Annotated in this window: 7 protein-coding genes; 3 read left to right on the top strand and 4 right to left on the bottom strand. The window is 62.2% G+C overall.

From position 1 onward, the window contains the following. Position 1: 1 nt before the first annotated feature. Positions 2 to 4,144, top strand: a complete 4,143-nt coding sequence (locus FYJ85_RS07735) for a cobaltochelatase subunit CobN (protein ID WP_154417718.1) — start codon at positions 2 to 4, stop codon at positions 4,142 to 4,144. Positions 4,145 to 4,185: 41 nt separating this feature from the next. Here FYJ85_RS07735 and hydG read toward each other — a convergent pair whose 3' ends face one another. Next, complete coding sequence (gene hydG, locus FYJ85_RS07730) at positions 4,186 to 5,604, bottom strand: [FeFe] hydrogenase H-cluster radical SAM maturase HydG (protein WP_106052799.1); 1,419 nt, start codon at positions 5,602 to 5,604, stop codon at positions 4,186 to 4,188. Between the two features lie 32 nt (positions 5,605 to 5,636). Further along, the gene (locus FYJ85_RS07725) at positions 5,637 to 5,888 is read right to left on the bottom strand and encodes a TM1266 family iron-only hydrogenase system putative regulator (protein ID WP_106052800.1); all 252 of its coding nucleotides are present in this window, start codon (positions 5,886 to 5,888) and stop codon (positions 5,637 to 5,639) included. A gap of 399 nt (positions 5,889 to 6,287) precedes the next feature. Between FYJ85_RS07725 and FYJ85_RS07720 the strand changes: the two genes are divergently transcribed. Both FYJ85_RS07720 and FYJ85_RS07715 read left to right on the top strand, forming a co-directional pair. Beyond that, positions 6,288 to 11,690 carry a hypothetical protein gene (locus FYJ85_RS07720; RefSeq protein ID WP_154417716.1) on the top strand — a complete coding sequence of 1,801 codons (5,403 nt, stop codon included), beginning with the start codon at positions 6,288 to 6,290 and terminating at the stop codon, positions 11,688 to 11,690. 14 nt (positions 11,691 to 11,704) lie between these two features. Next, positions 11,705 to 11,851, top strand: coding sequence for a hypothetical protein (locus tag FYJ85_RS07715; RefSeq protein WP_154417714.1), 147 nt, complete (start codon positions 11,705 to 11,707; stop codon positions 11,849 to 11,851). A gap of 58 nt (positions 11,852 to 11,909) precedes the next feature. Here the strand turns inward: FYJ85_RS07715 and dnaE are convergent, their stop codons facing one another. Together dnaE and FYJ85_RS07705 are read right to left on the bottom strand one after the other, a co-directional pair. Further along, positions 11,910 to 15,473, bottom strand: a complete 3,564-nt coding sequence (gene dnaE / locus FYJ85_RS07710; protein ID WP_106052802.1) for a DNA polymerase III subunit alpha — start codon at positions 15,471 to 15,473, stop codon at positions 11,910 to 11,912. Between the two features lie 139 nt (positions 15,474 to 15,612). Beyond that, complete coding sequence (locus FYJ85_RS07705; RefSeq protein WP_106052803.1) at positions 15,613 to 16,536, bottom strand: glycosyltransferase family 2 protein; 924 nt, start codon at positions 16,534 to 16,536, stop codon at positions 15,613 to 15,615. Positions 16,537 to 16,834: the final 298 nt, after the last annotated feature.

The raw sequence follows: 16,834 nt of genomic DNA, 5'->3' as shown, positions 1-16,834 counted from the left end.
AATGCGCAAACTGCCGCCCAAATACCTGATCGCCGCACTCATCATCGCCGCCGTCGCCGCGGCCGTCGGCCTCTATCACCGTTACGGCTCGAACACCCGGGTCGCCTTCGTGAACTACCCCGAATATCTGCTCGCGCCGCTGATGAACCAGGAGCTGAATCCGGCCATCGAAGCGACTCCGCTCAGGTGGACCGAAACCAGCGGCGAGGAGCTGAAGAATTATGACATGATCATCTTCTTCGGCATGGGGCTCAACTTCACGGAGAAGCAGCAGCAGCTCCTCGCTACGCTGAAGAAGCCGCTCTACGTCACCGCTTCGACCCGCACCGAAACCGCGCTCAACACGCTGACCGGCAGACAGCGGGAGGAGATCGCCGCCTACCTCGGCAACGGCGGAAAGGAGAACTTCCGGCGCATGCTCGACTATATCCGCTACGAGGTCGACGGGAAACGGCTCCGCGCCGCGAGACCGCAGCCTCCGAAAAAAATCGAACGCCATCCGTTCTTCCATATCAGCGAGGACGACGCCTTCAAGACCTATCAGGAGTATCTGGCCTGGTACAAAAAGACCGGCCGCTACAAGGAGAATGCCGCGACCGTCTGCCTGCTCTCCGGCAACGGCGGCGGCGCTCTGGAAGAGCTGATCGGCGCGCTTGAGAAGAAAGGGCTCAACGTCGTCGCCGCCAACGGCATGTGGAACCTGCTCCCGATGTTCGAGGAGGTCAGGCCGGACCTGGTCGTCTACCAGCCGCACGGCCGTCTCGGCGAAAAGGCGGTCGAACTCCTGAAGAAATACAACGTCCCGCTCTTCTGCCCGATCAAGGTCAGCCAGCCGTACGGGGAGTACCTGCGCGACCAGCGCGGCATGACCGGCGGCATGCTGAGCCAGAGCGTCACCATGCCGGAACTCGACGGCGGAGCGGTCCCCTTCGTGCTCTCGGCGCTCTACCGCAACAACCGCGGGCTGCTCGAATTCCGCACGATTCCCGACCGTCTCGAGCGCTTCGCCGAACTGGTCAGAAAGACGACGGACCTGAAGCGCAAGCCGAATTCCGAAAAGAAGATCGCGATCATCTATTACGGCTCCATCGGCAGGGAGGCCGCCACCGGCGGGCTCGGTGTCTCGGAATCCATCCTCAACGTGCTCAAGCGTCTGCAGAAGGCCGGCTACACGACCGGCCCGCTCCCCGAAACGGCGGAACAGCTGAATGAGGAGATCGAAGCGAACAACGCCGCCTTCGGCACCAACGCGGGCAACAGCGCGGGCGAAAAAGCCGTGCCGCGCGTGCAGACCGTCACCATCACTCCCGGCGAATACCACGCATGGGTCGAAAAGAGCATGCCCGCCGACCTCTACCGGACGGTGACGGAGCGTTACGGCGAATTCCCCGGCAGATCCTTCCGCACGCCGGAGGGCAATATGGCCATCGGCCGGATTCAGTTCGGCAACGTCATCCTGATGCCGCAGTCCCTCCCCGGCGAAGGGAGCGACGAGAACAAACTCGTCCACGGCGTCAAGATGGCCCCGCCGCACACCTATATCGCGACTTACCTCTACTTGCGCCACGGTTTCAAGGCGGACGCGATGATGCACTTCGGCACCCACGGCAGCCTCGAATTCACCCCGTGGAAGCAGGTCGCGCTGTCGAGTTACGACTGGCCGGACGTGCTGGTCGGCGAGATGCCGCACTACTATCTCTACATCATCAACAACGTCGGCGAAGCACAGATCGCCAAGCGCCGCAGCTACGCCACGATGGTCAGCCACCTGACCGCCCCCTTCATGCAGGCGGACGGCTACGGCGCGCTCACCCAGCTTCACGAAAAGCTGGAGAACTATGAAGCGGCGGAAAATCCGATGCTAAAGTCCGAATACGCCAGGACGATTGTCGAAATCGCGACGAAGGAGCATTACGACCGCGACCTCAAGCTCTCGCCCGACTTTGCGGCGGGCAAGCTCAACGAAGAGGACCTCGGGAAGCTGCATAACTTCCTGCATGAAATCCAGGATTCGAAGGTCAACCGCGGACTGTATGTGATCGGCCGCCCCTATTCCGAGGACGAGGCGAACGAAACCGCCCGGCTGATGACCGTCGACGCCATCGCCGACGCCTTGTTCAAAGCCGATCTCGAAGCGGGCAAGGTGAAAGAGGAGCAGCGTGAAGACCTCCATTTCTTCACCGAGAACTACCTCTCCAAAGCGCACGCCCGGGCGAAGGAGGCGCTGGTCAACCCGGAGAAGTTCAAAAAGAAGCAGGACGCTCCGGCGCGTCCGCAGGGCCATCCGCAGGGGATGTCCGCTTCCGCTGACGATATGCGCAAGATGATGGGGTCCGGCAAGCTGCCCGACGGCCGCGCGATTCCGCCGGAGATGGCCGCCGCGATGCAGCAGATGGCCGGCCAGATGAAGCAGCCGCGTCCCGCCGGCCCGCCGCGCGGGATGGGAATGCCGGATCGTATGCAGCAGCGGGCGCCGAAACCGGAACCGGCTCCCGAGGAGATCACCTTCCGGGCCAAGGCGGACCTGCTCAAATCCACCGAAGCGGAATTGGCTTCCATCGTGAATGCGTTCAACGGCGGCTACCTCTACCCGTCGCCCGGCGGCGACCCGGTGCTGAATCCCGATACCGTCCCGACCGGCAAAAACCTCTACGGCATCGACCCGGAGCGCACGCCGACCAGAGAGAGCTACGCCGTCGGCAGACAGCTCGCCGAGGCGCTGATCCAGGCCAAGCTCAAATCGACCGGCGAGTATCCGAAGAAAGTCGGCTTCTCGCTCTGGGGCGGCGAATTCATCCGGACCCAGGGAACGAACATCGGTGAAATCTTCTATCTGCTCGGCGTCGAACCGGTCTGGGATTCGCGCGGCCGGGTGCAGGATGTGAAGCTGATTCCGGCTTCGGAACTCAAGCGTCCGCGCATCGACGTCGTCATCCAGACCTCCGGCCAGTTCCGGGGAGCCGCGACCAGCCGCATGCGGCTCATCGACAAGGCGGTGCGCCTGGCCGCGACCGATCCGGACGGAGAATTCGGCAACTTCGTCCGCGAAGGCTCGCTTGAAATCATCAAGGCGCTGATCGCCGGCGGCATGTCCGCCGAACAGGCCAAGTCGCTCAGCAACGCCCGCCTTTTCGGCGGCGTCAACGGCAACTTCGGCACCGGCGTCACCGGCATGGTGCAGAACAGCGGCAGCTGGGAAGATACGAAGGGAATCGCCGAAACCTACCTGAACAACATGGGCGCGCTCTATACCGAAGACCACTGGGGCGAACATGTCGAGGGGGTGTTCAAGGCGGCGCTCGTCAACACCGATACGGTCGTGCAGTCCCGCTCCTCCAACAGCTGGGGGCCGCTGTCGCTCGACCACGTCTATGAATTCACCGGCGGGCTCAGCCTCGCGGCGCGGCACGTGACCGGAAAAGACCCCGGCGCCTACTTCAACGACCTGCGCACCCCCGGCCGCCCGAAAGTGCAGGAGGCCGGCGAAGCCGCCATGGTCGAGGCGCGCAGCACGGTGCTGAATCCGAAGTACATCAAAGAGATGATGAAGGAGGGCGCCGCCGCGACCGGCAGTTTCGTGGAGACCTTCCACAACAGCTTCGGCTGGGAGGTCATGAAGCCCGATATGCTTGAAGACCATCTCTGGCAGGAGTACAAGGAGGTCTACGTTGACGACAAGCTGAATCTCGAAATACGAAAATACTTCGAGGAGAACAATCCCGCGGCGCTTCAGGAGATGACCGCCGTCATGCTCGAAACCGTCCGCAAAGGATATTGGAAGGCCGACGCCGAAACCGTCCGCCAGATCGCCGAAACCCACGTCGAACTCATGAAGAAGTTCGACCTACCGCCGACCCGCAACGAAAAGCTGCGTGAAATGATCAGGGAGCAGCTCAGGGACCCCGAACTGCGCAGGGAGTATGAGCGGCAGATCGCCAAAACTCTCGAGCAGCAGCGCCGGCTGGCCGAGGAACGGAAGAAGGCGGAAGAGGTCAGCGGCCGGAAGCTGAAGGAGCAGACCGTCGAACAGCCGAAGCAGGACGAGGGCAGCAACCGTGCCGCGCTGCGCGTGATTCTCGGAATCATCATCGTCGCGCTGCTCGCCGTCATCCTCGGCCACCGGCGCCGGAAATCATCACTCTGAACCGGCCGGCGTCCTCCCTCCGGAGGGCGCCGATTCCGGAATCAGAAACGGAAATCCCGCTTGCCGTCGTGCAGTTCCCGCAGATGCTCGGCGGCGACGGCATGCACTTTGGGATTCGTGATATGGCCGAGCTCCCGCCTGATCACGGCCTCGCCTTTCTTCTTCGTGTCGTCCGAAGCGTAATCCTCGAGATACTCCTTCAGGGTCATCAGTGCGTTCGGCAGACAGCAGTTCGCGATCTGCCCGCTCTTCACGAGCGACATGAAACGGTCCCCGGTGCGCCCCTCCCGGTAGCAGGCGGTGCAGAAACTCGGGATGTAGCCGAGCCCGAGCAGCCAGTTCACGACTTCGTCGAGCGTGCGCGTATCGCTGACGTCGAACTGCGCGGAATTCTCCTCCTCGGTCTCTTCCTGCACATAGCCGCCGACGCTGGTGCGGGAACCGCCCGAAATCTGCGACACGCCGAGCCGCAGCACACGCTCGCGCGCCGCCTGGGATTCGCGGGTCGAAATGATGATCCCGGTATACGGCACCGCGATGCGGAGCACCGCGACGATCTTCTCGAAGATATCGTCCGAAATCGCATTCGAAAACGCCCCGGCGTCGATGTCGTCCGCCGGGCGGATGCGCGGCACGCTGATCGTGTGCGGGCCGACTCCCTTCGCCGCTTCGAGGTGTTCGGCGTGCATCAGGAGCCCGACGAAATCGTAGCGGTAGAGGTTCAGCCCGAAAAGTACGCCGCAGCCGACATCGTCGATGCCGCCCTCCATCGCGCGGTCCATCGCCTCGGTATGGTAGGCGTAGTTGTGCTTCGGCCCGGTCGGGTGCAGCTCCTCGTACGCCTTTTTGTTGTAGGTCTCCTGAAACAGGATATACGTGCCGATCCCGGCGTCCTTGAGTTTGCGGTAGTTCTCGACCGTAGTCGCCGCGATATTCACGTTGACCCGCCGGATCGCACCGTTCTTATGCCTGATCGAGTAGATGGTCCTGATGCTCTCAAGCACATATTCGATCGGATTGTTGACCGGGTCCTCGCCGGTTTCGAGTGCAAGGCGCTTATGGCCCATGTCCTGCAGCGCGATGACCTCGGCGCGGATTTCGTCCTGGGTCAGCTTCTTGCGCCGGATATGCTTGTTCTGGTGGTGGTACGGGCAGTAGGTGCAGCCGTTGACGCAGTAATTCGACAGATAGAGCGGCGCGAACATGACGATGCGGTTGCCGTAGAATTTCTGCTTGATCTCCCGCGCCAGGGCGAAAATCTTCTCATTCAGGTCGGGCTGGTCGCACTCGAGCAGCAGCAGGGCGTCGCGGTGGTTCAGCCCTTTGCACTCCTTCGCCTTCTCGAGGACGGCTTCGATGAGTTCGCGGTTGCCGCGGTTCTCCCGCGCGAAGCGGATGGTCGCCTGGATTTCATCGTCATCGATGAACTCCTCGGCTTTGGGGGATTTCGGATCGTACATTTTCAAAGTTCTCCAGATGATTCCAGTTGGAATTATTTCTTCGAGTAAACCGTCTTGACGCTGATGCCGGGCAGCATGCCGAGCTTGCCGGAGAGCGAACTTGTGACGTTGGCGGGGGCATCCACCACGACACAGATGACGGCCACGTTCTGCTGCTTGTAGGGAATTCCCATGCGGCCGACCAGCCAGTCGCGGTACTCGTGCAGAATCCGGTTGATTTCCGCACTCATTTCCGTATCCTCGACGATCATGCTGACGATCGCAATCCGGCTCTCCGCATCCATAAAAAAATCCTCCGTGCTTCCCGGGCCCAAAAGGGGGGGGAAACACGGAGGATATGCAAACCTTCCCTGCAAACCGACCGCCGAAACCTGCCTCTTCCGCCCGGGACGAACCCTCGCATTCAGAACGACACATTCAACCTTGCAATCCTCAACCGCAGGCGGCGCCTTTGGAATCGGACTTTCATTTTCGAATATAGCATGATTTCCGAAGTTTTCAAGAATGGTTCTCATTAAAGCGACAAAATTTCATTCGTAAATGATGAAAAAAAGATATCGGTATAAAAAAAATCCAAAAAAAATTTCATTTTTTCCATAAAATCCAGTATAATTAATACGCGCTCAAAGTATCATACCGCAAAGCGGGATCACCTGCAGCACCAGAAAAAGGATACAGGGAAAATGAACGAATCACCAGGAAGCGGTCCTCTGTCGTCCGAGCAGCTCATCTATCTTGAGTTCAACGGCGGCGACAATCTCTCCTACCGCGGCGAACTTCTTTCGCTCGACGGCATCAGCATCGAAAGTTCCGGGCTCTCCGCCGGACGGATCGACCGTCTGGTCAAACGGCTGAATTCCGCATTCTCCGCGCGCGGAATCCGTTTCGTCACAAACCGCCCGGAGCTGGACGCCTATTCGACGATCCATGTCGGAAAAACGGATGCGTTCACTCCGTTCGGCAACTTCACCGGGCTCTCCGAAACCGTCGACACCGGCAACCGCAACCGGAACGACAACGCGTTCGTGCTCCTCGACGGCACGAGCAGCGATGACGAGCTTTTCGACGCGATCGGCCACGAAACCGGCCACCTGGTCGGCGACGCCCACGCCGAGACGAACGGCACCCTCTTCGATTACGCCCTCGACAACTCCGAATACGACAACCAGACCGTCCTGAGCGGCGCGACGCTGACCATTCCGGACGGCGTGACCGGCCACGGCAACCGGGTCGAATCCGGCGGCACGATCGTCGTGGGAATCGGCGGAACTGCGCAGAACACCATACTCTCCGGCGGCTTCTTCGACAGCGAAACCGCCACTCAGAACGTCTCAGGAGGAACCGCATCGAACACGGTTGTCGGTTATCGCGGCTTTGAATACATCCAGTCCGGCGGAGTGGCCTCAGGCACTCTTGTGCAGAGCGGCGGCAGTCAATGCGCCGCCTCCGGCGGGACCGCATACGGCACCATCGTTTCCGGCGGATTTCTGTCCGCATACGGCGGAGCGATCTCAGGCGCCGTCATCCACGACGGCAGCGGCCAGATTTTCGGCACCGTACAAGATATGACGCTTCACAGCGGCTATGTCTGGTTCCGGACCGGCTGCATTGCGGACGGCGTTACCGTATCGGGCGGAAGAGTCGAAACCGGCAATGCCGAAATCCATAACCTGACCATCCACTCCGGCGGCACCGGAACCATCGGCGCCGGAACGCTGTACGACACGAAACTGCTCGGCGGCAACGTCAGCATCTTCCATGTCGAGCAGACCGATTTCCATCGGATGACCATCTCCGGCGGCACCGCGCTGATCGAGAGCCGGACCGCACTCCGCGACACGGTTCTTCAGGACGGAGTCCTCAATCTCCGCAATATCAGCGGCAGCGGCAACGGAGCGTTCGACACCATCGTCGAAGGCGGCAGCATGGTGCTGCTCGAAGGAGCGGTTGCCACCGGGACGATCCTGCGAGGCGGCAGCCAGATCCTCGCCGGGGCGGCGGAAAACGGAGCAGTCCTCTCCGGCGGCACGCAGTTCGTCTCAAGCGGGATCGCCGTATCCGACACCCGGCTCTCCGGCGGCACGCAGATCGTCTCCTCCGGCGGGAGCGCGGTCAATACGGTCATCGACCATGGAGTGCAAGTCGTCGAGAACGGCGGAATCGCTTCGAACACCACGCTCAACAAGGGTTCCCTGAATATTCAGTCGGGCGGGCTTCTCCGGGACGGAAGCATCAGCAACCATGCGCTTCTCTCGCTTGCGTCCGGAGCGGAGCTCGGCGGCGTAATCCGGGTCGCCGGCTTTCTGGCCGCCCACGGAGCCGTCACCGTGCAGTCGGGCGGCAGAATCGACCTCCAGCTGGAAGGCAGGAGCCCGGCGGCCTCTTCGATAATCAATTCGATCGGCAACATCACTGCCGCGACCTCCGGCGGGCTTCGCATCACCGTCACCGAAAGCATGATTGCGGCGGGCGGCTCCTTCCGGATCGCGGACGGCGCGGACGGCTATACCGGGCAGATCGACCTCTATCTCGGAACCCGGCAGCTGCAGTCATTCGTCTGGGACGAACGGCAATTGGGCGGCTACACCGCCGTGTTCCGGCATGCGGGTTCCGAGGGGTCATCGGTTTACCTGCTGAAAAACCAGAATTCGACGCTGGTCTTCACGCTGCGGGACAGCTTCAGCGATCTGGTCATCGGCAGCGGCGGAGACACCATGAACCACTATTTCGGCAATGGCGAACACGGCTCAGGCAACCGGATCACGGAAGGCGGCGTCGTAAACGTCTACTCCGGCGGAACCGCAGACGGAACCGAGATCGCCGCGGGCGGAACCATGCTCATAAGTTCCGGCGGCACGGTCAGCAACACCCGCATTCTTTCCGGCGGTTATCAATATCTCCAAGGAATCGCAGACGGAACGGAAGTCGCCTCGGGCGGCATGTTCATGGCCGGTTCCGGGGCAGCCATGACCGGAGTCAATCTGGAAAACGGCGCAATATGGGGACTCGATTTCAACACGCAGATCGCCGGAACCAGCAATGGTTCGGCCTTTTCCTATGAAACGACATCGAACAGCTACAACCTGCATCTGTGTGGGGGGAAATCCTATCAGCTTGTTTCATCGGGACAAACCGCCGTCGGCACTGTCCTCAGCGGCCGCGGAACCCAGCAGACGGTGAGGGCCGGCGGTACTGCCGTGGGAACAATCATCCGGAACAGCGGCATGATGATCCTCGACAACTCATACGTTTCCGGCACTTCTCCGGTAACGACCGCAACCGATACCGTCATCGAATCCGGCGGCATCATGAATATCTATTACAGCAATACGGTTCTGAGCGGCCGAACCGAGATCGCCGGCAGGATGACCGTCACCGGAACGGGCGCGACCGTCGCCGAGAACGGTGTGATCAGTTTTGATTTGCGCACTCTCGCTCCGAATTCCCAGTATCAGCAGCCGATGCTGACGGGGCTCGGCTATATCACCGGGGGAAGTTATGAAATCCGGACCTCCTACAATCAGGCGGCGGGCGTCTACCGCCTGGCGGCCAGAACTCTGAATCAGGAAATTCCGGTCATGACGCTCAAGGCGCCCATCAACCGGGGCGGCGGGAGCGTCGCGCTGACCGACCGGATTCTGTACATCGACTTCGACTACGGTTACGGCATCTGCAGCGATAAAAACCGGGATATGACGCTCAGTTTCGTCAAGACCGCCCAAAGCGGCCAGACCGTCGGAGCCGCGGTGCAGAACCGGTTCGACCAGATCATGGTCCAGTCCGCAGTCACGGCGACCGGTCTCACCGCCGAAGCGGGCGGCACGATCATGATGGGGGAACGCACCCGGCTCAACACGGTGTTCCTGACCGGCGGAACCATGAAGGTGCTCGGCGCCGTCACCATGACGGCCGGAGGAGTCCTCTCCATCGACGTCTCCGGCTATGCCGCCGACACGGACACCGTCATGATCGACAACCTCGCGGCGATTACCGGTGCGTCCCTGACGCTGGCCGCCGGAGCGACGCCCGCTTTCGGCTCCTACAAACTCGCCGGGAACGCGGCGGACTTCACCGGAACGGTCACGGCCGCCTCCTTCCTTTCGGGAAACTTCGTCTGGAACGGAACCGGGTACAATACACTGGCCGATGCGGCCGGAAACTATTACGATCTCGCCCGCAATGCCGCAGACGAACTCGTGCTGACGGTTTCGGCGGCATATGTCCCCCCGGCCGACTGGGGCTCCGCGACCATCGTTTCGCTGCTTTCCACCGGAGCGGACGTAAGTTCGCTGGCCGACCACGGCGGCTTTATCGCCGACGGCAACGTCAGCGTGGTCTGCGACGCCTCGTATGCCGGAAAGGTCCTGCACGGCGGCCCCGGAACCGGAGACTTCGCCGGAAACGTCTGGCTCGTCCTGAAACACGAGGCCGGAACCATGTTCGGCGGCGGCGACAACCGCGCCATGACCGGCACGGTCAATCTGACAGCCGAAGCCGGAACCCGCATCTACAATCTCTTCGGCGGCGGCGACAACGCCTCGACCGGAGCGGTAAACCTCGAATTCCGCGACGGGAACGTCAACTACCTGTACGGCGGCGGTCTCCGCGGCAATGTGAACGGCGACATCGGGATCGCCATGCGCTCCGGCAGCGTCTGGAAGCTGTTCGGCGGCGGCGCGGAGGGAGACGTGACCGGCAATATCTCGCTGGATCTCTCCGGCGGCGGCATCACCAGCGTCCTCTACGGCGGCGGCATCGGCAGCGTGACCGGCGACATCGTCCTGAACATCGGCAGCGGAGTCGATTTCTCCGCCCGGCCGAACATCTACGGCGGCACGCTGAACGGCTATACCGGAGCGCTGAACAGCACGAAGGGCGGACAGGCGGCCGTCACCGCCGCCGGAACCGGATCAACCGTCACCGGCAGCATCACGATGAACCTCACCGGCGCTTCGCTGTTCGGACTCGTACACGGCGGCAGCTACAACTCGTCGGTCGCCGCGCTCGTCTCGCGGGTGACCAACGACATCACGATCAATGTGAGCGGCGCCACCCATCAGGCCGGCTCGACCGGCTGGCTGTTCGGCGGCGGTTTCGCCAACGGCGCGGGAGCGCAGGATTATGTCGGCGGAACCTGCTCGGTCAACATCTCCGGCGGCTCGGACCTCAACTATGTCCTCGGCGGCGGCCGCGCCGAAAAAGGCGGCACGGCCAACGCCGGCGGCGCAAACATCTCCATCTCCGGCGGGATTTTCCGCAAACGGCTGCACGGGGGCGGCTTCGCGAATTCATCCGGCAGCACGGCGCAGGTGCTCGGCGACGTTTCGATCACGGTCGACACGTCGCAGGACCGGACGACCTTCCTCGACGCCGTCTATGCGGGGGGATACGCGCTCGACGGCGCAAACGCCGACGTCTCCGGCGGCGCCCGCGTCACCTTCACCGGCAGCGGCGCGAACCTGACCTTCGACGGCAATCTCTACGGCACCGGCCGCAGCAGCGGCGGAAACGCCTCCGCCGTCGTCGCGGGAATCAGCACGCTCGCCTTTACGGACTACACCGGCGACTTCAACGCCGCCGTCCGGAACTTCGACGCGATCGAGTTCAGCGGCGGCACGTCGGTAACGCTGACCAAGCGGGAAGCGGATGCGGCGGTCAACAGCTACACCTTCAACCTCTCCGGCCGGAATTCCTCGGAGCTGTCGACCGCCATGGTCTCCCGGCTGTCGGGCAGCTGGAACTTCACGGGAGCCTCGGCCGCCCGCATCATCGACCTCGGAGACGGCGCCCTGTTCACCGGCAGCGGCAGCCTCCTCCTCGTGGACGCGACGCCGGAACTGCTGAATTTCGCGGACGACGGCGGCTTCACCCTCCGTTACAGCGCCGAGTCCGACACCCTGTTCGCCGGGGCGGCGAGCTGGACCGCGTTCCGGGACCGCGAATGGAAACTCGGCATCGACAACGGGCAGCTCTCGCTGCACTGGCAGCCGGCGGACACCGAAGCCCCGCCGGCCGCGGCGGCTTACCTGTCCGAAAGCGAAGAACTGAAACGCAGCGGCGGTTCCCTCGCCGTTCTTCCGGCATAAGGAGACAACTCATCATGGACGACCGATTTTCGTATGAACCCCCGGAGCTCGAATCCTACATCGGCAGCGGCATCGCCTTCGGAACAGAGGGAGACTCCGGGCCGTACAATCCGGGCGGCGACGGCGACGACGGCGGAGGCGGAGGCGGAGAACCGGCGTAACAGACAAAACGGTTCCGCAGACTGCCGCAGCCCGCGGAACCGTTTTCTGCGCCCTTGATCAATTCGAAGCGGCGGCGGGCTCCTTCTCCTTCTCTTTATCGCGGTTCCAGGAGCGGCGCGGCGGCGGCGCATACGGAGTCGCCTTGAGCCGCCAGTGGCCCGGGGTCAGGATCGCGTCAAGCTCGTTCAGCAGCTCGCGGGTCACGGTGATCTTGCTCTTCCGCGCCTCAATAAAGGTCACCGAGTCGTCCAGCCCGACCAGGCAGAGCACGACCATCGCGCGGCCCGGAATCCGGAAACACGCCTCGGAAACCCGCTTCAGAGCGTCCGGTCCGAGCTTGTCGGCATAAAGATGGATGTGCAGCTCCTCGGTCAGCTCGGCCGGAGCATCGGCCAGCGGCACGATCCTGTCCACGATGACGCGCGGTTTTTCGGCTTCGTCGCGCTTGCTCACGGTCACGTTGGCCAGAATCGCCATGCCCGGAACCAGCTCGATCTCCTGCTGGGCGAGATCACTCAGCGCCCGCTCGTAAAGCATGCACTCGACCGACGAATCGAGATCCTCAAGCAGCATGATTCCGAACGGCTTGCCGCTCTTCTTGCTGAATTTGCTCGTGAAGCTGCCGACCATGCCGGCGATGCGGATCTGCGAATTGTCGGAGAGCTCGTCGATCCGGCGGATCGGGCAGCTTGAATAGGTCTTGACCAGCTCCGCATACGGGTCGAGCGGGTGACCGGTCACGTAGAAACCGAGCAGCTCCTTCTCGCTCTTGAGAATCTCTTCCTGATCGAACTCCGGGATATCCGGGATCGGCACCGAACACGCCTCGCTCGCATCCTCTTCCCCGAGCAGGTCGAACAGCGACCCCTGCCCGGCCGCCTTGTCCTTCGCGCGCCCGGCCGCGAAGGTCATCATCGGCTCGGCGATCGCGAGGATCTGGCTCCGCCGCAGCCCGAGCGTGTCGAGCGCCCCGGCCCGGGTCAGGTGTTCGAGCATGCGCGAATTCACGTCGGTTCCGCACCGCTCGCAGAAATCGAGGAAACTTTCGAACCGGCCGTCGTTCCGGCGGCTCTCGATGATCTTCGATGCCGCGACCTCGCCGACCCCCTTGATCGCGCCGAGCCCGAAACGGATGCAGCCCGAGTCGACCGAAAAGCTGATGTCCGACGAATTCACGTCCGGAGGCAGCACCTTGATCCCCATCTCCTTGCAGGCGTTGATCAGGAATGCGATCTGGTCGGCCGACTCGAGCTCGCTCGTCAGCACCGCCGCCATGAATTCGACCGGATAATTCGCCTTCAGGTAGGCGGTCTGGTAGCAGACGAAGCCGTAAGCCGCCGAGTGCGATTTGTTGAAGCCGTAACCGGCGAACAACTTGATCTTCTCCCAGATCTGGTCGGCGAGCGCCTCGTCGATGTTGTTCGTCTCCTTGCATCCCTTGAAGAACTTCTCCTTCTGCTTGGCCAGCACATCGACCTTCTTCTTGCCGATGGCCCGTCGCAGGATGTCCGCGCCGCCGAGCGTAAAGCCGGCCAGCACCTGCACGACCTGCATGATCTGTTCCTGATAGAGCATGATGCCGTAAGTCTCCTTCAGGCAGTCCTCCATCAGCGGGTGGTCGTAAATGATCTGCGCCTCGCCCTTCTTGCGGGCGATGAAGTCCGGGATGAACTGCATCGGGCCCGGGCGGTAGATGGCCAGAAGCGCGATGATATGTTCGAGCGTCTCCACGCCGAACGAGCGGCAGAGATTCTGCATGCCGCCGGATTCCAGCTGGAACACCGCCACCGTGTCGCCGCGCTGGAGCATCTCGAAGGTCTTCGGGTCGTCGAGCGGAATCTTCATCATGTCGATGTCGATGCCGTGATTCTTCTTGATCATGTTCAGCGCGTTTTTGATGATGGTCAGCGTCCGCAGCCCGAGGAAGTCCATCTTCAGCAGCCCCTGCTCCTCGCACGGGTGGGCCGGGAACGGCACGACCATGCTGTCGGAGGCGCTGCGGGCCAGCGGAACGAGGTTGTCGAGCCGCTGGTCGCCGATGATGACGCCCGCGGCGTGGATGCCGGTCTGCCGGTTCAGCCCCTCGAGGACCTTCGCGAACTTGAACACCCGCGCGACGTCGGGATCGCTCTCGATCAGCGCGGCGAGCTCTTTCGACTGCTCGACCGCCTTGTCGAGCGTCATCTTCGGGTCCTCCGGAATCAGCTTGGTCAGCCGGTTGCCGAAATCGAAATCATGGCCGAGCACGCGGGCGACATCCTTCACAACCGCCTTCGGCTTCAGCAGACCGTAGGTGCAGATCTGGGCGACGCTGTCGAAACCGTAGCGGCCGCGCACGTAGTCGATGACTTCGCCGCGCCGTTTTTCACAGAAGTCGATGTCGAAGTCCGGCGGACTCACGCGCTCGGGGTTCAGGAAACGTTCGAAGAAGAGGTTGAACCGGAGCGGATCGATGTCGGTGATCCGCGTCAGGTAGGCGACGAGCGAACCCGCGCCGGAGCCGCGCCCCGGACCGACCGGAATGTCCTCGTCCTTCGCATGGCGGATGAAGTCCGACACCACGAAGAAATAGCTGATGAACCCGGTCTTTTCGATGACGCCGAGCTCGTAATCCATGCGGTCGATGATCTGCTGCTGCTCGTCGGTCAGCTTGTCGAGCTTGCGCGGGTCGAAACCGTAACGGTACTCCATATTGTCGAAACAGACCTCGCGCAGGTCGTTGCGGTCCGCCAGGCGGCCGTCCGGCATGTAGAACTTCGGATAGTGGTTGACCTCCGGAACATAGTGGAACTTCATGCTGCAGCGCTCGGCGACGAGCCGGGTGTTCGTGACCGCCTCGGGAACTTCCCGGAACAGCTCCTTCATCTCCTGCTCGGTCTTGAAGTAGTAGTCGGGACCCGAAAATTTGAAATGCTTCTCGGCCAGGCGCGCTCCGGTCTGGATGCAGAGCATGATTTCATGCGCCTCAGCGTCCTCCTTGCGCATATAGTGGACGTCGTTGGTCGCGATCATCCGGAGATTGTTGCGGCGGGCGAGATCGATCAGGAACCGGTTGCAGCGCCGTTCCTCGTCCATATAGTGATCCATCAGCTCGATGAAGAAGTTGTCGGGGCCGAAGATGTCGAGATATTCGTGCAGCGCCTGTTCGGCCCGCTTTTCGTCGCCCTGCAGATAATACTGCGAAATTTCGCTGCCGATGCAGGCGCTCGAGCAGATCAGCCCCTCGTGGTACTGCCTGAGCAGCTCCTTGTCGATCCTCGGCTTGTAATGGAAGCCGTCCTTGTTGGCGGCGGACATCATCTTGCAGAGGTTCCGGTAGCCCTGCTCGTTCTCGCTGAGCAGAATCAGGTGAAAGCCGCCGCGGTTGAACGGCTTGTTCGAATCGAAATCGCGCCGGTCGCCGGGGGCGACATACGCTTCGACGCCGACGATCGGGTTGATTCCCGCGCCGGAGAGGACCTGATGAAACTCCTCGACGCCGCCCATATAGCCGTGGTCGGTGATGGCCATGGCCGTCATGTCGTTTTCCTTGGCGAGCTGGACCAGCCCCTTGACGGTGCAGGCGCCGTCGAGCAGACTGTAATGGGTGTGGAGGTGCAGGTGTACGAAATCCGAGGGCATTGAAAAACTCCTTTTCCTGAAAGCATAATCACATGCAGATATTATACTCTCTCGAAGCGCTTTTCTCAAGCTCCGACCTGTTTTTTTTCAGGGAGAAAATCGGTTCCGGCCCGGCGGGAGCGGCACGGCTGCCGATCCGTCAGACGATCAGGAACATGCCGAAATTGCGCAGGCAGCCGCTCTTGAAGATCCGGTGCCGGCAGAGAATCCGGCGGCGCTCCAGAAATCCCGCCTCGGGAAGCCGGGCGAAGTCCTCCAGCAGCGCCAGCGTTTCCGGCGCGAGCCGGTCGTGAAAGCGGTCCCGGAACGCCCCCGCCTGGCGGCACTGCCGGAACAGGCGCTCCCTGATCTCCCTCACGCCCAGCGACAGCTTGCGGCAGAAATAGGCAGCCCCGTACCCGGAAGCGCCGAATACATTGCCGCCGTGCTGGCGGTAAAGCAGCGTCGGCTCCGACAGCGGTTCGATCTCCCCGAAACAGGCGGCCGTCAGCATCAGCCAGTGATCGTGCATGAACGCCTCCGGCGGAACCGGCTGCGCCAGCTCCCGCAGCGGACGGTTGAACAGCATCGTGCAGCCGGACGCGGCATTCTGCAGCAGAAGCTCCCGCAGCTCCAGGCGCAGGGGATCAATGTGCTCGTGCCGGAAAAACGACCCGGAAACGTTTTCCAGCGTCTCATCGGCGACCAGCAGATCGGTGAACAGGAGCAGCGGAGTTCCGGCCGGCAGCTTCGCCGCCCGTTTTTCGAATGCGGCGCGGCTGTGCCCCACCTTGACCGGCAGCCACCGGTCGTCGTGGTCGCAGAACATGATCAGCTCCGCATCGGCAGCCGCCATAAGCGCCGCGAAATTCTCTTTGGCCGAAGCCCGTCCGCCCGGCAGCAGGAAAATCCGGTCCGGATTCCGCCGGCGGTACTCCTCCAGAATCGGAACGGTCCCGTCCGAGGAGCCTCCGTCCCGGATCAGGAGCCGCCAGTCGCGATCCTCCTGCGCCAGAATGGAATCCAGCTGATCCGCCAGAAACCGCTCCGAATTGAAGGTTGCCAGAAGAATATCGATCGTCATGCGGATTCCCGGATTTTTTCGGCCGAAAATTCACGGAAGGCGCCGCGCACGGGATTCGCCTGCCTATGCCCGAGACCGGCGCCGAGGCCCGTCCCAGCGGACTTCGCCCTGTTCCGCGGCCCGAAAAAACGGCCTGCGCCGCCGGGCGCCGCCGGCCGGACGGCAACCGCAATGTCGATGACATTCATTGCTTTCAATCCCTGATGATTTCAGCCGGACAACGGCCGCAGCCGGTTTTCATGAAACTCCGGAACACGCCTTCGCGCCATTCGGCTGAATGTGTTTTTTCAAACAGTTA

The organism is Victivallis lenta (assembly GCF_009695545.1).
GTDB classification, from domain to species: Bacteria; Verrucomicrobiota; Lentisphaeria; order Victivallales; family Victivallaceae; genus Victivallis; species Victivallis lenta.
Note: the sequence above shows the minus strand (reverse complement) of the source record. Positions and strands in the feature narration are given on the sequence as shown.